The sequence below is a fragment of the Cellulosimicrobium sp. SL-1 genome (assembly GCF_011033075.1).
In the GTDB taxonomy this organism is placed as follows: domain Bacteria; phylum Actinomycetota; class Actinomycetes; order Actinomycetales; family Cellulomonadaceae; genus Cellulosimicrobium; species Cellulosimicrobium funkei.
Genome location: NZ_JAACJC010000005.1, coordinates 200460 through 221488 on the forward strand (window position 1 = coordinate 200460; position 21029 = coordinate 221488).

Below are 21029 nucleotides of genomic sequence, written 5' to 3' on the forward strand. Positions count from 1 at the left end.
CGCGCGGGAGCGTCGCCTCAGCCGTCGTGGCGGCGTTCGTGGAACGCCTCGTCGGCGACCTGCGCCGTCCGCATGAAGCTCTCCATCACCTCGCGCGGCGTGGCGAGCTCGTCGGTGTTCTCGACCGGCTCCGGCACGCCGTCGAGGCTGCGGACCTCGTCGTGGATGCGCTCCATCGTCGTGTCGAGGGTCGCGGCGACGTCCGCCGCGAGCTTGAGCGCGTCCGTCAGGTGCTGAGGCACGTCCCGCTGGTACTTGTAGTAGATCTTGTGCTCCAGGCTCGCCCAGAAGTCCATGGCGATCGTGCGGAGCTGGATCTCGACGACGACGTCCTCGACCCGGTCGGAGAGGAACACCGGCACCTGGACGATGAGGTGCAGGCTCTTGTAGCCGTTGCCCTTCGGGTGCGCGATGTAGTCGCGCTCCTCCAGGACCGTGAGGTCGCGCTGGCCCACGAGCAGGTCGCGCACGCGGTAGATGTCGGAGACGAACGCGCACGTGACCCGGACGCCCGCGACGTCGAACATGTTCTCCCGCACGCCCTCCGGGGTGAGCGGGATCCCCTTGCGCCGCGCCTTCGCGACGATCGACTCGAGCGACTTCAGGCGCGAGCCCAGGTGCTCGATCGGGTTGTCGTCGTGCACGTGCCGGAACTCGTCGCGGAGCACGGTGATCTTCGTCATCACCTCGTCGATGCCGAACTTGTAGTTCATCATCAGGCGACGGAACTCGCGGACGCGGGGACCGATCTCCGCGGGGAGCGGTACGTCGTCGGTCGTCAGGTGCGTCACGGTGATCCTCTCGGTCCGGCATCGACCCCGGGCGGGCTCCCCGGCCGGTCGGACAGCCCCACCCAGTGTCCACGGTCGAGGGCGCCGAGAAGTTCCCGCCACGGCGGGCGACGCCGTCGGGCCCGCGCCACGATGGGCCCATGGCCACCACATCCAGCCGGGCGGGCGAGACGGTGAACGTCGGTGGTCACCGCCTGCGGCTCACCAACCTGGACAAGGTCCTCTACCCCGCCACCGGCACGACGAAGGCCGACGTCCTCGCGTACCTCGCGGCCGTCGCCGACGTCATGCTCCCCCACTGCGCCAACCGGCCCGCGACGCGCAAGCGGTGGCCCGACGGCGTCGACGGCCAGGTGTTCTTCCAGAAGAACGCGGGCCAGGGCGTCCCGTCCTGGGTGCGCACGCGGCGCATCCAGCACAAGAGCAGCGCCAACGACTACGTGCTGGTGAACGACCTCGCGACCCTCACGTGGCTCGGCCAGACGGCGTCGCTCGAGCTCCACGTGCCGCAGTGGCAGTTCGGCCGCACCGGGGCGCACCTCGACCCCGACCGCCTCGTCCTCGACCTCGACCCCGGCCCGGGGGCCGGGCTGGCCGAGTGCGCGGAGGTCGCACGCCAGGCGCGGCAGATCCTCCAGGGCATGGGCCTCGAACCCCTGCCCGTGACGAGCGGGTCCAAGGGCATCCACCTGTACGCCGCGCTCGACGGCAAGCAGGACGCGGCGGCCGTCTCCGCCGTCGCGCACGAGCTCGCCCGCTACCTGGAGGCCGAGCACCCCGACCTCGTCGTGAGCGACATGAAGAAGTCGCTGCGCGGCGGCAAGGTGCTCGTGGACTGGAGCCAGAACAACGGCAACAAGACGACGATCGCGCCCTACTCGCTGCGCGGGCGAGAGCACCCCACCGTCGCCGCGCCCCGCACCTGGGAGGAGCTCGACGACCCGGACCTGCGCCACCTGGACCTCGACGAGGTCGTCGAGCGCGTGCGCACCCTGGGCGACCCGCTCGCCGCGCTCACGCAGGGACACCTCTCCGCGCTCGAGCCCACGCCCGCGCGCATGGCGACGTTCGAGCGCAAGGGGGGTGCGGCGTCGGGCAGCGGGACCGCGGACGGCGGGCCGGACGACGAGCGGCCCGACCGCCTGCACCGGTACCGCTCCATGCGCGACGCCGGGCGCACGCCCGAGCCCGTCCCGGACGAGGCGCCGCCGCCGAGCGCGGGCAACAGCTTCGTCATCCAGGAGCACCACGCCCGCCGCCTGCACTGGGACTTCCGGCTGGAGCACGACGGCGTCCTCGTGAGCTGGGCGCTCCCGCGCGGCGAGCCGACCGACCCGAAGAAGAACCACCTCGCCGTCCAGACCGAGGACCACCCGCTCGCCTACGGCTCGTTCGAGGGCACGATCCCGAAGGGCGAGTACGGCGCCGGCGAGGTGACCATCTGGGACGCCGGCACGTACGAGCTCGAGAAGTGGCGCGACGGCGAGGAGGTCATCGTCACGCTCCACGGCGAGCAGCACGGCACGCGCCGCCTCGCGCTCATCCACACGGGCGGCCGCGACGGCCGCGACGAGGACAACTGGCTGATCCACCTCATGGCGCCGAGGCCGAGCCGTCCGGGCGAGAGCGCGCGGGGTCGGGGCGCCGGGGGTGGGGAGGAGGCGCCGGGTCTACCATCCGCGGCTCGTCCCTCGCCGCTCCCGCCAGACCCGCCACGACCCGGCACCTCCTCCCCACCCCCGGCTTCGCGGTCGGCTCGGGGCGCGTCCTCGCCCGACCACGACGACACGCCGGAGCCGCGGCCGGCTCGGACGGACTGGCGGCCGATGCTCGCGTCGCCCGCGTCGGCGGGCGACCTGCACGACGGCGACGCGTGGGCGTTCGAGATGAAGTGGGACGGGTTCCGGACGCTCGCGCACGTGGCCGAGGGGCGCGTGCGGCTCGTGAGCCGCTCGGGCAAGGACATGTCGGTGACGTACCCGGAGCTGCAGGCGCTCGCGGAGCAGGTCCCGGCGGAGGCGCTGCCGGTGGTGCTGGACGGGGAGATCGTCGCGCTCGACGCGCGGGGGCGGCCGAGCTTCCGGCGTCTCCAGCAGCGCGCGAACATCGCCAAGCCGGGGGACGTCGCCGCGGCGCGACGGCGGGTCACGGTCGACCTCATGGTGTTCGACGTCCTGGAGACCGGCGGGCGGTCGCTCGCGAAGCGCCCGTACGACGAGCGGCGCGAGGTGCTGGAGGACGTGCTGCGCGACGCCGTCGCCCCGGTGCACGTGCCGCCCGTGTTCGACGGGGACCTGGAGGCCGCGATGGAGACGTCGAGGCGGCTGGGGCTCGAGGGCGTGGTCGCGAAGCGGCGCGACGGGGCGTACTCGTCGGGCCGCCGCTCGGCGCTGTGGCTGAAGCTCAAGCACGCGCAGTCGCAGGAGGTCGTCGTGGTCGGGTGGCGGCCGGGCCACGGCGAGCGGACGCACCTCGTCGGGTCCCTGCTGCTCGCCGTGCCCGACGACGGCCGCCTCGTCTACGTGGGCCGGGTCGGGTCGGGCTTCACGGACGCCGAGCGGCGTGACCTGGTCGCCGAGCTCGACCGGATCGGTCGCACGACGCCGCCCGCGGTGGGCGTGCCGCGCGAGGACGCGCGCGACGCGCACTGGGTGTCGCCGCGGCGGGTCGCGGAGGTCGTCTACGCCGAGTGGACGGGCGCCGGGGAGGGCGACGGGGACGACGTCCCGTTCGGCAAGCTGCGCCACCCCGTGTGGAAGGGATGGCGCCGGGACAAGTCACCGGACGACGTCGTGCTGGAGGCGCCCGCGACGTTCGAGGGCTGACCCGGCCGCGGTCCTCGGTCGGTCGCCGCATCGCGCCCGCGGCGCGCTCGCACGATTGGTATACCATTTGGCCATGGCTGCCCCTCCCCTCTCGCGCCGCACCGACCGGCCCGGGAACCGTCGGCCGCGCCGCGTGGTGGCGTGGGCCGCGGCGCTCGGTGTCGCCGTCCTCGCCGCGTGCACGCCCGGCGGGGCGGGCGACGACGCCGCGCCCGCTGCGCCGCCGAGCCCGGCCGCCACGCCGCAGGCTCCGGCGACGACGCCCGGGGACGGGCCGACGCCCCCAGCGCCCGACGCCGTGCCCGCCGTCGAGACCCCGCGGTTCCTGCTCGCGACCGAGGCGGAGTCCGACGGGCTCGCGGTCGTCGACCCGACGATCCGGGAGGGCAGCGCCGTCGTCGACCGCATCGAGGTCGGGGCCGCGCCGTGGGGCGTCGCCGTGCACGCCCCGACGATGCGCGCCTACGTCTCGACGGCCCAGGGCGTCGCCGTCGTGGACCTCGCGACGCGCGAGCGGGTCGACCTCCTCCCCTACCGGGACGCGCCCGCGCGCGTCGCGTTCGGCGAGTACCGCCGCGGCGGCATGGGCATCGCCGTCTCGCCCGACGGCGCCCGCGTCCACGTCGCCGTCCACCGCGGCGACTCGTCGACGCTCGAGACGATCGACGTCGCGTCGCGCGAGGTCGTCGCGAGCACCCCCGTGGGGCTGCGACCGTTCGACGTGCTCGTCGCCGCCGACGGCGGCGAGGTCTACACCGTCGACCACGACACGTTCTCCGTGCACGTCGTCGACACCACGACGTTCGAGGCCCGGCGGATCGAGGTCGCGCCGTTCGGCACGGACGGCGGCCTCGCGTCGTTCGAGAAGCCGCACTACGCGGTGCTCGACGACGACGGCTCGCTCCTGCTGCCCTACCAGGGCCGCGTGCTGGTCCGCCTCGACCCGGCCACCGGCACGACGACGACCGTCGCCTCGGCGGCGGACAGCCACCAGCACGGCGTCGCCCGCGCGCCCGACGGCCGCGTCGTCGTCGTGGGCAACGGCCCGTTCGGCAACGCCACGGGCGGGCCGAACGTGACGGTGCTCGACCCGGCGACCGGCGCGGAGCAGGTCACCTCGCTCACGCGCCGCCACGAGACCGTGACGACGTGGACCGACCCCGCGACGGGGCGCCCGAGCGCCGTGCTCGTCGGCGGGTACACGCAGGCCGAGGCGTGGGACGGCGCGACCGTCGTCGACCTCGGCACGCTCGACACGTACGAGATCCAGATCCCCGGACGGCCCCAGGTGGTCGTCCCGCTGCCGGAAGGACCCGCCGCATGACCACCGCCCGCACCCCCGAGACCGTCACCGTCCTGCGCGACGTCCGCCCCTGGGGCGGCGAGCCGGTCGACCTGCACGTCGCGGACGGCCGCATCGCCGCGGTGACGCCGCACGACCCGGCAGCCGGCACGGCGCCGGAGGCCGGCGTGGTCGACGGCCGCGGCCTGCTCGCGCTCCCGGGCCTCGTCAACGCCCACGCGCACGTCGACAAGAGCTGGTGGGGCCGGCCCTGGGTGAGCTACGGCGGCGAGGCGACGACGCAGGGCCGCATCGCGCACGAGCGCGCGCACCGCGACGAGCTCGGCATCCCGGGCGTCGACGTGACGCTCACGGTGCTGCGCGAGTTCGTGCGGCACGGCACGACGGCGATCCGCACCCACGTCGACGTCGACCTCGGCCTGGGGCTGCGCGGCATCGAGGTCGTGCGCGAGGCGCTCGCCGCGCTGGACGGCGCCGTGCACGCCGAGATCGTCGCGTTCCCGCAGGACGGCGTGCTGCGCCGCCCCGGGGTGCTCGACCTGCTCGACGCGGCCGCCGCCGCGGGCGCCGAGCACGTCGGCGGCCTCGACCCGGCGTCGATCGACCGCGACCCCGTCGGCCAGCTCGACGGGCTGTTCGCGATCGCCGAGCGCCGCGGCGTCGGGATCGACGTGCACCTCCACGACGGCGGGGACCTCGGCGCGTTCCAGGTCGAGCTCATGATCGACCGCACCCTGCGCGCCGGCCTCCAGGGGAAGGTCAACGTGGCGCACGGCTTCGCGGTCGGCGACGTCCCGGCGTCGCGCCAGGCGGAGCTCGTCGCCGCGATGGGCGAGGCCGGTATCACCATGACCACGGTCGCGCCGATCGGCGCCGCTCCCTTGCCCGTGCACGCGCTGCGTGCGGCGGGCGTCGCCGTCGGGCTCGGCACGGACGGCATCCGCGACCTGTGGTCCCCGTACGGGACGGGCGACCTCCTCGCGCTGACGACCCAGCTCGCCCGCCTCTCGCGCTTCCGGTACGACGAGGAGCTCGTCACCGCGGCGCGCGTCGCGACGTCCGACGCCGCACGCTTCGTCGGCCGCGACGTCCACGACCTCGTCGTCGGCGCGCCCGCGGACGTGGTGCTCGTCGACGCGGAAAACGTGCCCGACGCCGTCGTGCGCGCCCCGCGCCGCGCGCTCGTCGTCGCGGGCGGCCGGGTCGTGGCCCGCGACGGCGACGTGCTCGTCTGACGTCGCGGGCCCCGAGCCGTCAGGCGCGCGGCGCCCTCGCGTGCGCCAGGGCCCAGTCGAGCGCGTGGTCCGCGACCGCCTCCCACCCGGGCGCCGCGCACGTCCAGTGGTCGCGGCCCGCGAACTCGTAGTACTCCGTGAGCGCGGGCGAGGCCTCCCAGTGCTTGGCGTTCGAACGGTTCACGGCCGGCGGCATGATGTGGTCCTGCTCCCCCGCGACGAAGAGCAGGGGCGCCCGGTCCGCCGAGTAGTCGACCCACGTGTCCTGGTGCCCGGGCTTGAAGTTGGCGACGAGGCCGTACTCCCACACCCAGTGGCCGGGGGCGGGGATCGCGTACCGCTCCCAGACCGCGCGCGACGCCTCCTCGCTGAGCGTGTTCGTGAACGCGTAGTGGAACTCCTCGGGCGTGAAGCCGACGGCGCGGTGCCGGTTCGCGGGGTTGCGCAGCGCCGGGAAGAGGGAGCGCGCCTGGGACACCGGGGTGACGCGCACGCCCTCGGTGGGCGCCGAGTCGATCACGACGCCCGCGGCGCCGAGACCCCGCGCGAGCAGGAGCTGGGTGAGGGTGCCCCCGAACGAGTGGCCCATGATGATCGGCGGCGTGTCGAGCGCCTCGATGACGGAGGCCAGGTGGTCCAGGGTCTCCGGGACGGTGAGGTCGGCGATGAGCTGCGGGTTCTCCCGGAGCCCCTCGACCTCGATCTCGAAACCGGGGTAGCCGGGCGCCAGGACGGTGAGTCCCTGCTGCTCGTAGTGCGTGACCCACCCCTCCCAGCTCCGGGGGGTCATCCAGAGGCCGTGCACGAGCACGACGGTGTCGGGGCGCCGGGCAGGAGGCGCGGCGGCAGACGCCTCGGCGAGGTTCTCGGCAGGGTGCTCGGTGCGGTCGGTGTCGGTCATGGCGGGTTCCTCTCGGGCTCGGTGGCGGTGGAGAAGAGCGGGGACGCCACGTCGCGTCCCCCCGGCCGGCACCCCGCCGACCTGTCCTTCGAGAACCGTGCGCGGAGCCCTCCGTCGGACGCTACCGTTCCCGGGCGCCGGGCGACAGACCCTCTGGCCTCCCGCGTCGATGAGTTTCCGGGCTCGGGTGCGTCTATCCCGCGACACCCCTCGGGCCAGGCGCCCGCGACACCGGAGGACCCCATGAGCACCCAGATCTTCGTCAACCTGCCCGTCCAGGACCTCGACGCCGCCAAGGCGTTCTACACCGCGCTGGGGTACACGGTGAACGAGCAGTTCACGGACGAGAACGCGTCCTCGATCGTGCTCAGCGACACGATCTACGTGATGCTCCTCACCGCGGAGTTCGCGCAGCGGTTCACGAACAAGGCGATCGCCGACGCGACCGCCACGACCGAGGTCATCAACGCCCTGAGCGTCGGCTCCCGCGCCGAGGTCGACCGGCTCGCCGACGCCGCGTTCGCCGCCGGTGCGACGGCGGTCAAGGACCCCCAGGAGGAGGGCGGCTTCATGTACTCGCGGAGCTTCGCCGACCTCGACGGGCACCAGTGGGAGGTCCTTCACATGGACCCCACCGCGTTCGAGGGCTGACCGCACCGCGGGAATCCGTCGGGCGCCCGCGGGGTTGCCGCCCGTATGCGAGCCATCACCTACTCCCGCTACGGCGGCCCCGACGTCCTCGAGACGACCGACCTCCCGACCCCCAAGGTCGGCCCCGACTCCGTCCTCGTGCGCGTGCGCGCCGCGAGCGTGAACCCGGTGGACTGGAAGGTCCGCGAGGGGTACCTCGACCAGATCATGGATGTCGCGTTCCCTGTCGTCCCGGGCTGGGACGTCGCGGGCGTGGTCGAGCGCGTGGGCCTGGACACCCCCGAGCTCCAGGTCGGCGACGAGGTGTACGGGTACGTGCGCAAGGACGTCGTGGGCGGCGAGGTCTCGGGCGGCACGTTCGCCGAGCTCGTCGCGGCGCCCGTCCGGACGCTCGCGCGCAAGCCGGCGGCGTGGTCGTTCGAGGAGGCGGCGGCGGTGCCCCTCGCGGGGCTGACGGCGTACCAGACCATCCGACGCACCGGGCTCGCCGCGGGCCAGACGGTGCTCGTGCACGCCGCCGCCGGCGGCGTCGGGTCGTTCGCCGTCCAGATCGCGAAGGCGCTCGGGGCGCGCGTCCTCGGGACGGCGTCGGAGCGCAACCACGACTTCCTGCGCTCGCTCGGCGCGGAGCCGGTGACGTACGGCGACGGGCTCGCGGAGCGGGTCCGGGCGCTCGCGCCGGAGGGCGTGGACGTGGTCCTCGACTACGTGGGCGGCGACGCGCTCGACTCGGTCCCGCAGGTGCTGCGCGACGGCGGCACGGTCGCCTCGATCACGGACGCGCGGGCACGCGACGAGCTGGGCGGGCACTACGTGTGGGTGCGCCCCGACGCGGCCGACCTCGCCGAGCTCGCTCGGCTCGGCGACGAGGGCCTGCTGCGCCCGGAGGTCGCGGAGGTCTTCGACCTCGCCGACGCCGCCGACGCGCACCGCGCGAGCCAGTCCGGGCACGTGCGCGGCAAGGTCGTCGTGCGGGTCTGACCCTCCGAGACCGGCCCCGGCGGCGCCCGATCGACCCGCCGCGGGCCGGTCCGGCACGTCCGGGCCGGTCGGGCGGGCCGTCAGGCGGTGGGCGGTTCGCCCGGCAGCTCCCGCAGCGGCGACGTGAGGTCGCCGCCCGCGTCGCCCGTGTTGACCGTCCCCTGCCGCTCGACGAGCACCGCGGAGGTCTCGACGGCGGCACGCGGCCGGTGCTCGACGCCCCGCGGCACCACGAACAGGTCGTGCGGGCCCAGCACGACAGCGCGCTCGACGCCGCCGTCGCGCAGGTCGATCGTCAGCTCGCCGTCGAGCACGAGGAACAGCTCGTCGGTCTCGGGGTGGGTGTGCCAGACGAACTCGCCCAGCACCTTCACCACCTTGACGTCGGCGTCGTTGAGGCTCGCCACGCGGTGCGGCTGCCAGTGCCCGTCGAACGTGTCGAGGGCGGCGAGGAGGTTGCGCACGTCGGTCATGCGAGCAGCCTGCCACTCCCGGACCCGAGCCGGACCGCCCAACCCGCGACGACCGGGACGGACCCGGCCGCCCGAGCGGACCCGCGGAGGACCGACGCCGGGCCGCTCGGGTCGATCTCGGCGTCGAGCGGTGCCACGCTGGGCTCATGTCGAGCACCGATGCCGCACGTCCGGGGGCCGCGTTCGGTCCCGAGGTCTACGCCGTGCGTCGCGAGCGCGCCGCCGCGCACGCGCGCGAGGCCGGTCTCACGGGGCTGCTCGTCTCGCCCGGCCCCGACCTCGCGTACTTCACCGGGTACGCGCCACCGGAGACGGAGCGGCTGACGCTGCTCACGATCCCCGCCGAGGGGACCGGGACGACCGGCGGCGCGTCCGTCGTCGGGCCGCTGCTGGAGCGGGGCGACCTGGCCTCCGCCCCCGGGGCGGACGGCCTCGACGTCGTGACGTGGCGCGACGGCGACGACGAGCACGACGCCGCGGCGCGACTCCTCGCCGCGGACGGCACCTACGCCGTCTCGGACGCCACGTGGGCGCTGCACGTGCTCGGGCTCCAGCGCGCGCTTCCCGGCGTCCGCCTCACCGCGTTCTCCGACGCCGTCCCGACGCTGCGGGCCGTCAAGGACGCCGCGGAGGTGGAGCGCCTCGCCGCCGCGGGTGCGGCCGCCGACGCCGCGTTCGCGGACGTCCTGGGCGTCGCGTTCGCGGGCCGGCGCGAGCGGGACGTCGCGGCCGACCTCGACCGGTTCCTGCGCGAGCACGGGCACGAGCAGGTCGACTTCACGCTCGTGTGCTCCGGCCCGAACGGCGCCGACCCGCACCACGACGCGGGCGACCGCGTCATCGAGCCCGGCGACCTCGTCGTGCTCGACTTCGGCGGGCTGCGCGACGGGTACGGGTCGGACACCTCGCGGACGGTGCTGGTCGCGGGCGGCACGGACGACGCCCTCGCGGGCCAGCAGCGCGAGGTCTACGACGTCGTCCGGCGCGCGCAGCAGGCCGGGGTCGACGCGGTGCGCCCGGGCGCGACGTGCCAGGACGTCGACCGCGCCGCGCGCGCCGTCATCGTCGACGCGGGCTACGGCGAGCAGTTCGTGCACCGCACCGGCCACGGCATCGGCACGACGACGCACGAGCCGCCGTACATGGTGGAGGGCGAGGACCGCCCGATCGAGGCCGGCATGTGCTTCTCCGTCGAGCCGGGCGTGTACCTGCCCGGCCGCTTCGGCGTCCGGATCGAGGACATCGTCGTCGCGTTCCCGCCGGACGTGCCCGACGGCGCACGCCGCCTCAACACCTCGACCCACGACCTGCAGACGGTGCGCTAGCCGTCGGCACGGCGGGCGCGGGACCTCGAGCCGGCACTCCGCCTCAGCCGCTCTGGGCCCCTCCGGCGCCGGTGGCGCGCACACGGTCGTTGCGGATGCCGACCCAGCTGAGCACGCCGCCGAGGACGAGCAGGCCCGCCGTGACGAGGAGCGAGCGGTGGAAGCCGTCGAGGTCGAGCACGCCGCCGACGATCACCCCCGCGAACGCGATGACGACGAGCCCCGCGACGCGCGACACCGCGTTGTTCACCGCGGAGCCGATGCCGGCGTCGGCCGCCGGGATCGAGCCGAGGATCGCCGACGTCAGCGGCGCGACCGTCATCGCGAGGCCCAGGCCGAAGAGCACGAGGCCCGGCAGGACCTGGGTGACGTACACGGCGTCGTCGGTCGTCGTGAGCAGGAGCAGGTAGCCGGCCCCGCCGACGATCGGGCCGAGCGTCATGAACAGGCGCGGGCCGTAGCGGCCCGCGAGCGCCCCGAACCGCGTCGACAGGGCGAGGAGCACGAGCGTGACGGGGAGCTGGGCGAGCCCGGCGGCGGTCGCGCTGTACCCGCCGACCTGCTGGAGGAAGAGCGTGACGACGAACCCGCCGAAGTACAGCGCGCCGTAGATCGCCGCGGTCGCGAGGTTGCCCCACGCGAAGTTGCGCACCCGGAACAGGCGCGGCGGCAGCATCGGGTCCGGGGCGCGGCGCTCCCACCCCACGAACGCGGCGAGGCACACGACCCCGACGGCGAACGGTCCCCACACCACCGGGCTCGACCACCCGAAGCGTCCCTGCTCGATGAGCGCGAACACCGTCCCCGCGAGCCCGACGGCGGCGAGCGTCGCCCCGAGCGTGTCGATGCGCCGTCGTCCGCCCGGGCCCGCCGCGGCGTCCGGCTCCTCCGCCGCGGACCGGGGGACGCCGCGCAGCAGCCACAGCGTGACGGCGACGGGGAGCACGTTGATCCAGAAGACCCAGCGCCACGAGATCGCGTCGATGAGGACGCCGCCGAGCAGCGGCCCGACGAGCGACGCGGTGCTGGTCCACGCGGTCCAGGAGCCGATCGCGCGGGCCTGCCGCTCGCCGTCGAACGTGGAGATGATCATGGCGAGCGAGCTGGGCACGAGCAGGGCGCCCGCGACGCCCTGGAGGCCGCGCGCGACGACGAGGACGAGGCCGTCGGGCGCGAGCGCGCACGCGACCGACGTCACGGCGAACCCGACGAGCCCGATCGCCATGATTCGGCGGCGCCCGTGGACGTCCGACAGCGACCCCGCCAGGAGGATGAGCGCGCCGAGCGTGATCATGTAGGCGTCGACGACCCACTGCTGCAGCGCGAGACCCGTGACGGGCCCGGTGGTGAGCTCGGCGGAGATCGCGGGCAGCGCGACGTTGACCACCGAGCCGTCCAGGAACGACACGAACGACGCGAGGACCGCGACCACCAGCACCCGCTGCTGCACCCTCACGCCCTCACGCTACGACGGTCGCGGCGATCAGGCGTTGGGAGCGACGTCCGTCCCCGCCCCGCGGCGGCGCGGAACGACGCGCGACGACGCCGTCCGCCCGGCGGGCCCGGGCACCTCCTCGACCTCGAGGCCGGCATCGGCGATCATCGCGAGGTCCGCGGCGGCGTCCTGCCCCTCCGCCGTGAGGTAGTCGCCGAGGAAGAGCGAGCTGGCCACGTGCAGGGCGAGCGGCTGGAGTGCTCGCAGATGGAGCTCCCGCCCGGCGCCCAGGCGCAGCTCGGCCCGGGGCAGCGCGAACCGCGCGGCGGCGAGGATCCGCAGGCACCGTTGCGGCGTGAGCTCGTGCCGGCCCGCGAGCGGGGTCCCCTCGAAGGGCACGAGGAAGTTGACCGGGACGGAGTCCGGTTCGAGCGCCCGCAGCTCCAGGAGCACGTCGACGAGCTGCTCGGGGGTCTCCCCCGCCCCCGCGATGAGCCCCGAGCAGGCCGACAGCCCGGCGCCCTGGACGCGCTGGACGGTCGCGACGCGGTCCCTGTGGCCGTGGGTCGTGCAGATCTCGGGGTAGGCGTCCTCCGACGCGTTGAGGTTGTGGTTGTAGGCGTAGGCACCTGCGTCGCGCAGGCGCTCGGCCTGGCCGTCGGACAGCAGCCCGAGGCACGCGCAGACCTCGACGCCGGGGTGCTCCTCGACGATCCGGGCCACGACCCCGCAGACGCGGGTCACGTCGCGCTCCGTGGGGCCGCGCCCGCTCGCCACGAGGCACACGCGCGACGCCCCGGCGTCGATCCCCGCGCGCGCCGCTCCGAGCGCCTCGGGCGCACGGAGCCACGTGTACCGCAGGATCTCCGCCGCGGACCCGAGGCGCTGGGAGCAGTAGGTGCAGTCCTCGGGGCACAGCCCGGACTTGAGGTTGACGAGGTAGGCGAGCTTCACGCGCCGGCCGAACCACCGGCGTCGGACCCGGGCCGCCGCGGCGACGACGTCCAGGAGGTCGTCGTCGTCGGTCGCGAGGACGGCGAGGAGGCTGTCCGCGGAGGGCGCCTCCTCGCGCGTCGTGGCGGAGACGAGGTCGTCGAGCAACGCGGCGAGGTCGTGGTCCATGGGTCGATCGTGGCGACGCGTGACGCGCGCGCCCGTGCACGGTCTCTCCAGCGTCGCGTTCCGCCGACCGGGGAGCCCGACGACGCGTTGGTGGCGGTCCACAAGACCGGTGGGGCGAGAACGTCGCTCTCCCCCAGGCGCAGGTCGCACCACGTCGGCCCCCGAGACTCGTCCGCGACATACCTAGCGGTAGGTATGGTCGCCCGCTAGGCTGCGGACCATGCCGTCCGACACGCGACCCGAGCCACGCGCGGAGGCGCCCGGCTCGAACCGGGACCGCCTCGTCGCCGCCGCGCAGGAGCTGTTCTGGGCGCAGGGCGTCGGCGCGACGAGCCCGCGCCAGGTCCTCGCCGCGAGCGGCGTCGGGCAGGGCAGCCTCTACCACCACTTCCCCACGAAGCACGACCTCGCCGCCGCGGCCGTGCACGCCACGACGACCGCGGGCCTCGATGCCGCGCGCCGCGACCTGGGCGCGCAGGGCTCCGCCGTCGAGCGCCTCGTCCGCTATCTCGAACGCCCGCGGCCTGCGCTCGCCGGCTGCAAGGTCGGGCGCCTCGTGAGCGACCAGGCGGTCATGGACGACGCCGCGCTCGCCGCGGAGGTGCGCGCCTACTTCCGCGGGCTCGTCGACCTGGCCGCCGCCGTCCTCGTCGAGGGCGGGCTGCCCGACGACGCGGCGCGCGACCGCGCGCACGCCGCCGTCGCCGTCGTGCAGGGCGGGTACGTCCTCGCGCGCGCCCTCGACGACCCGGACGCGATGTCCGCCGCCGCGCGGGGCTTCGTCGCCCTGCTCGACCCGCTCCCGACCACCTCGGAGGACGCATGACCGACGCCGACCGCCCGTCCCTGCGCGAGCGCCTGCGCGCCCTGCCCGTCTTCGGCCCCGACCTCCCCGGTCTCGAGGTCGACGCCGCACCCGACGACCCGGGCACGCTCTTCGTCCGCTGGCTCGACGACGCGATCGACGCCGGGCTGCCCGCCCCGCACGCCGCCACCCTCTCCACCGCCGACGCGAGCGGCCGCGTGGACGCACGGACCCTCATCCTCAAGGACGTCGACGGCGACGGGTGGGTCTTCGCGACGCGGGCCGACTCCCCCAAGGGCGTCGCGCTCGCGCAGAACCCGAACGCCGCCCTGACGTTCTTCTGGCGCGAGCACGGTCGGCAGGTCCGCGTGCGGGGACCCGTCGTGCCGCTGGACGCCGAGACGTCCGCCGCCGACTTCCTGGACCGGTCCGACTTCTCCCGCGCGACCGCCCTCGCCGGGTCGCAGAGCGCCCCGCTCGCGTCCCGCGCCGCCTACCGCGAGGCATGGGACGCCGCCCTCGACCGCGTGCGGGCGGAGCCCGGGCTCGTCCTCGACGCCTGGACCGCGTACGCGCTCGAGCCGACGAGCGTGGAGTTCTGGGCGTCGTCGGGCGCGGGCCAGACCCGCCTGCGGTACACCGCGGCGTCCGGCGCGCCGACCACCTGGACGAAGGAGCTGCTGTGGCCCTGACCGACGCCCCCGCCCTCACCCCGCCCGACGTCGAGGAGGTCCGGCGCGACGCGCGCGCCGCCCTCGACGCGGTGACCGACGCGGCGCGCGGGCTCGACGCCGCCGGGCTCGACGCGCCGTCGGCCCTGCCCGGGTGGTCGCGCAGCCACGTGCTCGCGCACGTCACCGCCATCGGCGAGGCCATGGCGCGGCAGGCCGAGCGCGCCGCGCGCGGCGAGCTCGTCGAGGTGTACGACGGCGGCGCGGCCGGGCGCGAGGACGGCATCCGGACGGGCGCGCTGCGCTCCGTCGCGCAGCACGTCGCGGCACTCGATGCGCTGGCCGACCGCCTCGACGCCGCGTGGCCCGCCGCCGGGTCCCCCGGGTGGTCCGCGCCGGTGACGTACCGCGACGGCACGGTCGCGGACGCGCTCGTGGCCTGGTGGCGCGAGGTGCGGATCCACGCGGTCGACCTCGATGCCGGCGTCGGCCTCGACTCCTGGCCTCCCGCGCTCGGGCTGCACCTCCTCGACTTCCTCGGGGTCCGGCTCGCGGACGACGTCGTGGTCGAGCTCGACGGGGCACCAGGAGACCTCGTCGTGGGCGCCGGCGGCGTCCACGTCGGACCGGGCGCTCTCCGCATCGGACCGGGCGCCCTTCGCGTCGGACCGGGCGGCCTCCGCGTGGCTGCCGGACCTGAGCCCGCGTCCGAAGCCGAGCCCACCTCCGGGGCCGCGGCCTCGCCTGCGCCCGCGTCCGCGCCCGGCCGGGGCGCCGTCGTCGTCCACGGCCGCCTCACCGACGTCGCCGCCTGGCTCGCGGGCCGCACCCCCGGCGCCGAGCCCACCGCCCGCCTCGCGGGCGCGCCCGTGGGCCTCCCCGAGATCGGCCCCTGGCCGTCCCCGTACTCCCCGCCGCAGGAGAACCCCACCCCCGCGAGGTAGAGCCCCGGTCGGCCGAGGTAGAGCCCTGGTCCGCCAGGTAGAGGCGTGGTCGGCTGGCGCACGCGGACCACGGCTCTACCTCGCGAGACCACGGCTCTACCTCGCGGGAAGACGGCTCGGACCCGGCCGGATCGCGCGGTACGCGACGTCCGACCTGCCCGGCTCGGGACCGAGGTCCCGCGAAAGTGTGACGCACGCCCGTGACGCACCGCACAGTTAGTGCACTCTTTCACAAGCGTAGGATCGACATGTGTCGAGTCGAGCGAGCAACCCCGCAAGCAGCGCAGACCAGATCGACGTAGCCCTCATCGGCGGTGGCATCATGAGCGCCACGCTCGGGGCACTCTTGAAGGTCTTGGAGCCCACCTGGACGGTGCGCATCTACGAGCGCCTGGACGCCGTGGCGCAGGAGTCGTCGAACCCGTGGAACAACGCCGGGACGGGTCACGCCGCCCTGTGCGAGCTGAACTACACGCCGGAGAAGCCGGACGGCTCGATCGACATCACCAAGGCGGTGAAGATCAACGAGCAGTTCGAGGTGTCGCGCGAGTTCTGGCACCACCTGCTCACGACGGGCGCGCTGCCGCAGCCCGCGAGCTTCATCTCCCGCACCCCCCACATGACCTTCGTGCGCGGCGCGGAGAACGTCGACTACCTGCGTCGCCGCTTCGAGACGCTGCGCCGCCACCCGCTGTTCAGCGAGCTCGAGTTCACGGACGACCCGGCGGTCATCGCCGAGTGGGCCCCGCTCCTGGTCGCCGAGCGCGACGGCGACGAGCCGGTCGCGGCCACGCGCGCGACGAGCGGGACGGACGTCGACTTCGGCGCCCTCACCGAGCAGCTCGTCGACTACCTCGTCTCGGAGGGCACGCAGCTCTACCTCGAGCACGAGGTGAAGGACCTCAGGAAGACGAAGGACGGCCGCTGGCGCCTGACGGTCAAGGACCGCTCGTGGAACGCCCCGAAGCGCCGCTCGACCGTCGAGGCCCGGTTCGTGTTCGTGGGCGCCGGCGGCGGCGCGCTGCCGCTGCTCCAGGCGGCCGGCATCCCGGAGGCGAAGGGCTACGGCGGCTTCCCGATCAGCGGTGAGTTCCTCCGCACGGACGACCCGGAGCTCGTCGCCCAGCACCAGGCGAAGGTCTACGGCAAGGCCGACGTCGGCTCGCCGCCCATGTCGGTCCCGCACCTGGACACGCGCGTCGTCGACGGCAAGACGTACCTGATGTTCGGCCCCTACGCCGGGTTCAGCCCCAAGTACCTCAAGAAGGGCAAGTACCTCGGGCTCTTCACGTCGCTGCGCCTGCACAACCTCGGCTCGATGGTCGGCGCGGGCCTGAAGAACCTCGACCTCACCCAGTACCTGGTGGGCCAGCTCCTCGCGAGCCCGGAGACCAAGTTCACCGCGCTCCAGGGCTTCATGCCCACCGCGCACCCCAAGCACTGGGAGACCATCACCGCGGGCCAGCGCGTCCAGGTGATCAAGAAGGACAAGGACGGCAAGGGCGTCCTCGAGTTCGGCACCGAGGTCATCGCGGCGTCCGACGGCTCGATCGCCGGCCTGCTCGGCGCCTCGCCGGGTGCCTCGACGGCCGTCCCCGCGATGATCGACCTGCTCGAGCGCTGCTTCCCCGCCCGCTTCACCAAGTGGCGCCCGGAGCTCGCGACGATGATCCCGAGCCTCGGCCACGCCCCGTGGGAGGCGCACGAGCTCGAGGGCCTCGACCAGCTCACGGGCGACGCGGACGTCGACGCGGTCGGCTCGCGCGCCTGACCCGAGCGACACCGCTCCCCCGCGAACGGCCCGGACCTCCACGAGGTCCGGGCCGTTCGTGCGTCCGGAGACGCCGCACGCGGTCGAGCGGCGCGTGGCCGGGCGGCTCCGCACGCGAGGGCTCAGCGCGCGAGCGGCGTGCCCCGGGTCCCCGGCCGCCGCGGCGCGGCGGGAGCGTTCGCCCCGGGGCGCCCGCCCGGCACGGCAGGAGCGGCGCGCACGCCGTCGCGCACGGCCGGGTTCGGCACGACGCGCCGCAGCACGAGCTCGGCCGCGACCTCGTGCGGGTCGACGACGGCGGCCGGCTCAGCCGGTCGCGACGCCGCGGCGCGCAGGTCGGCGTCCAGCCGCTGCGCGTCGCGGTCCCAGCGCTCGCCGTGCACCGACCGGTCCCCGCGCGCGTCCCACGCGGCGCCGTCGGGCCACGCGCCGTCGGACCCGGCGGGGAACCACGGACGGGCCGGGTCCTCGCGGCGGACCGCGAGGGCCGCGACCGTCGGGCCGACGACGAGGAGAAGAGCCACCACACCCCAGAAGATGTCCATGGCTCCACCCTCGCGGCGCACGACCCGCGCCACGAGTGGCAGCACTGACACCTCTCGACAAGATCCTGCCAGCGGCGTAGCGTGCCGAGCATGGTGCGATCCGTCGCGGCCGTCGTGTGCGACGGCCTGGCCCCGTTCGAGTTCGGCGTCGTGTGCGAGGTCTTCGGCCTCGACCGCAGCGACGACGGCGTCCCGTCGTTCGACTTCCGCGTGTGCGGCCCGGTCGCGGGCCGTCCCGTCCGCACGTCGGTGGGCGCGCACGTCGTGCCCGACCACGACCTCTCCGCGACGGACGACGCGGACCTGGTCGTCGTGCCGGCGATCCGCATCGGGACCGACTACCCGCCCGAGGTGCTCGACGCCGTCCGCCGCGCGTCCGACCGCGGCGCCCTGCTGCTCAGCGTGTGCTCGGGCGTGTTCGTGCTCGCGGCCGCGGGCGTCATCGAGGGACGGCGGGTGACGACGCACTGGATGCACGCCGACGAGCTGCGCCGTCGTTACCCGAGCCTCGACATCGACCCCGACGTGCTCTTCGTCGACGACGGCAACCTCATCACGAGCGCCGGAACGGCGGCGGGCATCGACGCGTGCCTGCACCTCGTGCGCCGCGAGCTCGGGGCCCGGGTGGCGAACACCATCGCCCGGCGCATGGTCGTGCCGCCCCAGCGCGACGGCGGGCAGCGCCAGTTCATCGAGCGCCCGGTGCCCGAGTGCGAGGAGGACTCGTTCGGGGAGCTGCTGGAGTGGATGACCGACCACCTCGACGAGCCGCTCACCGTGCGCGACCTCGCCCGCCGGGCCCACACCTCCGAGCGCACCTTCGCGCGCGCGTTCGTCGCGCAGACCGGCACGACCCCGCTCGCGTGGCTGACGTCGCAACGCGTCGCGCACGCGCAGTCGCTGCTCGAGGAGTCCTCGCTGGACCTGGAGGAGGTCGCGCGCCGCAGCGGTTTCGGGTCGGCCGCGCTCCTGCGCCACCACTTCCGGCGGGCGGTCGGGATCACGCCGACGGAGTACCGCCAGACCTTCCGGTTCGCCGCCTGACCCCTCCGGAGGAGGTGTCGCTCCTTCGCGACTCCTTCACCCGGCCCCCTCGCGCGCGCAACCTACGGTCCCGTAGGGTGGGGTCATCTGCACGACGAGCACCTGCTCACCTCCGCGGCTGGGAAGTCGACACCGACACCCCTGCGAGGACACATGACCTCTGCCGCAGTGCGCCCGGGCTTCCGGGCCACCCGCCCTCGGACCGACGAGCCCGGTGCCGTCACCAGCACCTACAGCGCACTGTCGCGCACGGTGCGCGACGCGGGCCTGCTCCACCGCACGCACGCCTACTACCTGTGGACCCTCGGGGTCCTCACGCTCGCGCTCGGCGGCGCTGTCGCCGGGTTCGTCCTCCTGGGCGACTCGTGGTTCCAGCTCCTCGTCGCCGGGGCGCTCGGCCTGATCCTCACCCAGTTCGCGTTCGTCGCGCACGAGGCGTCGCACCGCCAGGTCTTCGCGTCCGGCCCGGCGAACGACCGCCTCGGGAAGGTGCTGGCCAACGGCGTCGTCGGCATCAGCCACTCGTGGTGGATGAACAAGCACACGCGCCACCACGCGAACCCGAACCGCCGCGGCAAGGACCCGGACATCGCGCCCGACGTCGTCGTGTTCCTCGAGGAGGACGCGGAGGTCGCGAAGGGCTTCCGGGCGGTCATCAACCGCTACCAGGGCTGGCTGTTCTTCCCGCTCCTCACGCTCGAGGGCGTGAACCTGCACGTGCAGGCGTTCCGCTCGCTCCTCGCCGGCGGCCGCGCGCGCGGCGACGTCCGCACGCGCGTCATCGAGATCGTCACCATCACGCTGCGCCTGTCGCTCTACGTCGGGGCGGTCGTCTGGTTCCTGCCGCTCGGCCTCGCAGCCGCCTTCCTGGGCGTCCAGCTCGCCGTCTTCGGCGTCTACATGGGGGCGTCGTTCGCCCCCAACCACAAGGGCATGGCGATCATCCCCGCCGACAGCAAGATCGACTTCCTGTCCAAGCAGGTCCTCACCTCGCGGAACATCCGCGGCGGGTGGTGGATGAACATCCTCATGGGCGGGCTCAACTTCCAGATCGAGCACCACCTGTTCCCGAGCATGCCGCGCCCGCACCTCGCGCGGGCCCGCGAGATCGTGCGCGAGCACTGCGCGCACCTCGGCCTGCCGTACACGGAGACGAGCCTCGTGCAGTCCTACGCGATCGTCGTCCGGTACCTCAACCGCGTGGGGCTCTCGGCGCGCGACCCGTTCGACTGCCCGATGTTCCGCCAGCTCCGCCGGGTCTGACCGACCCTCCCCCTGCGGCACGACGACCCGCCGCACGACGCCCCGCGCCCGACGACGCGCGCGGGGCGCGTCAGGCGGACGCCGCGTGCCCGTGGCGCCAGTACCCGACGAAGTCGACGTGCGCCTTCGGCACGCCCCGGTCGTCGACCAGGTGGCGGCGCACGCCCGTGGCGAGCGCCGACTCCCCGACCGCGTACGCGTAGCCGGGACCGGCGGGCAGGTCGGCCGACCGTACGGCGTCGAGCGCGAGACGACCCGGCAGCAGGTCGTGGTCGCCGCCGCGCGCGGGCCGTGCGCCGTCGCGCGCCAGCCAGCGCAGCTCGACGCCCGCGGGCACGCGGAACTCCTGCGCGTCCGCCGCCTCGGGGACCTCGACCACCGCGAGGCCGCGCGCGTCGTCGGGCAGGGACTCGCAGATCCCCGCGACCGCGGGCAGCCCGGTCTCGTCGGCGACGAGGAGCGTCCAGTCGTGCGGGACGCGCGGGTGGTAGCCGATCCCCTGGTCGAGCAGGCCCACGCGGTCCCCCGGCTCGGCGGACAGCGCGAACGAGGACGCGGGCCCTGCGTCGCCGTGCACGACGAAGTCCACGTCCAGCTCGCGCAGGCCCGGGCGCACGGCGCGCACGGTGTAGTTCCGCACCCACGGACGGCGCGCCTTGGGCGTGGCGAGGTACTGGACGTACCAGAGGCCCGACGCGCGGGTCGGCAGCCGCAGCGCGTCCTGGTCCTCGCGCGGGAGGAAGAGCCGGAACCACTGGTCGAACCCCAGCGGGGTGAAGAGGTCCAGCTCGTCTCCCCCGAGCGTGACCCGCACGACGTTCGGACTGACCCGCTCGCGCCCGACGACGCTCAGCGTGACGACGTGCGCGTCCTGGGGCTTGACGGTCTTGACGGACACCGGCGGCTCCTCGTGCGACGCCCGGCTCCCCGGGCGGAACGGCGGC

General features: G+C 74.8%; 19 protein-coding genes. 12 read left to right on the forward strand and 7 right to left on the reverse strand.

From position 1 onward, the window contains the following. Positions 1–17: 17 nt before the first annotated feature. Positions 18–716, reverse strand: coding sequence for a GTP pyrophosphokinase family protein (locus GWJ10_RS09415; RefSeq protein ID WP_074809919.1), 699 nt, complete (start codon positions 714–716; stop codon positions 18–20). A gap of 215 nt (positions 717–931) precedes the next feature. Between GWJ10_RS09415 and GWJ10_RS09420 the strand changes: the two genes are divergently transcribed. From GWJ10_RS09420 to GWJ10_RS09430, 3 genes are all read left to right on the forward strand, one after another. Then, on the forward strand, positions 932–3616 hold the full coding sequence (locus GWJ10_RS09420; RefSeq protein WP_163187062.1) for an ATP-dependent DNA ligase: 2685 nt from the start codon (positions 932–934) through the stop codon (positions 3614–3616). A gap of 73 nt (positions 3617–3689) precedes the next feature. Beyond that, positions 3690–4940: a YncE family protein gene (locus GWJ10_RS09425; RefSeq protein ID WP_163187065.1), complete on the forward strand. Its 1251-nt coding sequence runs from the start codon at positions 3690–3692 to the stop codon at positions 4938–4940. Next, positions 4937–6154 carry an amidohydrolase gene (locus GWJ10_RS09430; protein WP_163187067.1) on the forward strand — a complete coding sequence of 406 codons (1218 nt, stop codon included), beginning with the start codon at positions 4937–4939 and terminating at the stop codon, positions 6152–6154. Before GWJ10_RS09425 ends, GWJ10_RS09430 begins: the two co-directional genes overlap by 4 nt. A 19-nt stretch (positions 6155–6173) precedes the next feature. Here GWJ10_RS09430 and GWJ10_RS09435 read toward each other — a convergent pair whose 3' ends face one another. Further along, positions 6174–7055 (reverse strand): alpha/beta fold hydrolase, encoded by an 882-nt coding sequence (locus GWJ10_RS09435; RefSeq protein ID WP_163187070.1) that lies wholly within the window; start codon positions 7053–7055, stop codon positions 6174–6176. Positions 7056–7298: 243 nt separating this feature from the next. Between GWJ10_RS09435 and GWJ10_RS09440 the strand changes: the two genes are divergently transcribed. After that, positions 7299–7706, forward strand: coding sequence for a VOC family protein (locus tag GWJ10_RS09440; RefSeq protein WP_034654698.1), 408 nt, complete (start codon positions 7299–7301; stop codon positions 7704–7706). 45 nt (positions 7707–7751) lie between these two features. Then, positions 7752–8687, forward strand: a complete 936-nt coding sequence (locus GWJ10_RS09445; protein WP_076405593.1) for an NADP-dependent oxidoreductase — start codon at positions 7752–7754, stop codon at positions 8685–8687. Positions 8688–8767: 80 nt separating this feature from the next. Here the strand turns inward: GWJ10_RS09445 and GWJ10_RS09450 are convergent, their stop codons facing one another. Then, positions 8768–9160, reverse strand: coding sequence for a cupin domain-containing protein (locus GWJ10_RS09450; protein ID WP_034654712.1), 393 nt, complete (start codon positions 9158–9160; stop codon positions 8768–8770). 146 nt (positions 9161–9306) lie between these two features. On the opposite strand from GWJ10_RS09450, the gene GWJ10_RS09455 reads away from it, so the two are divergent. Next, the gene (locus GWJ10_RS09455; RefSeq protein ID WP_163187072.1) at positions 9307–10485 is read left to right on the forward strand and encodes an aminopeptidase P family protein; all 1179 of its coding nucleotides are present in this window, start codon (positions 9307–9309) and stop codon (positions 10483–10485) included. A 43-nt stretch (positions 10486–10528) separates the two neighbouring features. On the opposite strand, the gene GWJ10_RS09460 is transcribed toward GWJ10_RS09455, so the two are convergent. Together GWJ10_RS09460 and bioB are read right to left on the reverse strand one after the other, a co-directional pair. After that, complete coding sequence (locus tag GWJ10_RS09460; protein ID WP_163187074.1) at positions 10529–11941, reverse strand: MFS transporter; 1413 nt, start codon at positions 11939–11941, stop codon at positions 10529–10531. A gap of 27 nt (positions 11942–11968) precedes the next feature. Further along, a complete protein-coding gene (gene bioB, locus GWJ10_RS09465; RefSeq protein ID WP_163187077.1) occupies positions 11969–13042 on the reverse strand; it encodes a biotin synthase BioB in 1074 nt (357 codons plus the stop codon). A 220-nt stretch (positions 13043–13262) separates the two neighbouring features. Between bioB and GWJ10_RS19835 the strand changes: the two genes are divergently transcribed. The 4 genes from GWJ10_RS19835 (at position 13263) to mqo (ending at position 17233) form a co-directional block, all read left to right on the forward strand. Next, positions 13263–13868 carry a TetR/AcrR family transcriptional regulator gene (locus GWJ10_RS19835; protein WP_076405601.1) on the forward strand — a complete coding sequence of 202 codons (606 nt, stop codon included), beginning with the start codon at positions 13263–13265 and terminating at the stop codon, positions 13866–13868. Then, entirely contained in the window at positions 13865–14539 is a 675-nt protein-coding gene (locus GWJ10_RS09475; protein WP_163187079.1) for a pyridoxal 5'-phosphate synthase, read from the forward strand. The genes GWJ10_RS19835 and GWJ10_RS09475 overlap by 4 nt, the downstream gene beginning before the upstream one ends. Then, complete coding sequence (locus tag GWJ10_RS09480) at positions 14530–15462, forward strand: maleylpyruvate isomerase family mycothiol-dependent enzyme (RefSeq protein WP_163187081.1); 933 nt, start codon at positions 14530–14532, stop codon at positions 15460–15462. The genes GWJ10_RS09475 and GWJ10_RS09480 overlap by 10 nt, the downstream gene beginning before the upstream one ends. Before the next feature lie 250 nt (positions 15463–15712). Further along, positions 15713–17233 (forward strand): malate dehydrogenase (quinone), encoded by a 1521-nt coding sequence (mqo, locus tag GWJ10_RS09485; RefSeq protein ID WP_163187083.1) that lies wholly within the window; start codon positions 15713–15715, stop codon positions 17231–17233. Between the two features lie 122 nt (positions 17234–17355). On the opposite strand, the gene GWJ10_RS09490 is transcribed toward mqo, so the two are convergent. Beyond that, positions 17356–17778 (reverse strand): hypothetical protein, encoded by a 423-nt coding sequence (locus GWJ10_RS09490; RefSeq protein WP_163187085.1) that lies wholly within the window; start codon positions 17776–17778, stop codon positions 17356–17358. A 90-nt stretch (positions 17779–17868) separates the two neighbouring features. On the opposite strand from GWJ10_RS09490, the gene GWJ10_RS09495 reads away from it, so the two are divergent. Together GWJ10_RS09495 and GWJ10_RS09500 are read left to right on the forward strand one after the other, a co-directional pair. Continuing rightward, positions 17869–18822, forward strand: a complete 954-nt coding sequence (locus GWJ10_RS09495; protein WP_021482731.1) for a helix-turn-helix domain-containing protein — start codon at positions 17869–17871, stop codon at positions 18820–18822. A gap of 153 nt (positions 18823–18975) precedes the next feature. Next, positions 18976–20085 carry an acyl-CoA desaturase gene (locus tag GWJ10_RS09500; protein ID WP_034651111.1) on the forward strand — a complete coding sequence of 370 codons (1110 nt, stop codon included), beginning with the start codon at positions 18976–18978 and terminating at the stop codon, positions 20083–20085. A gap of 70 nt (positions 20086–20155) precedes the next feature. Here the strand turns inward: GWJ10_RS09500 and GWJ10_RS09505 are convergent, their stop codons facing one another. Further along, the gene (locus tag GWJ10_RS09505; protein WP_241005734.1) at positions 20156–20983 is read right to left on the reverse strand and encodes a siderophore-interacting protein; all 828 of its coding nucleotides are present in this window, start codon (positions 20981–20983) and stop codon (positions 20156–20158) included. Positions 20984–21029: the final 46 nt, after the last annotated feature.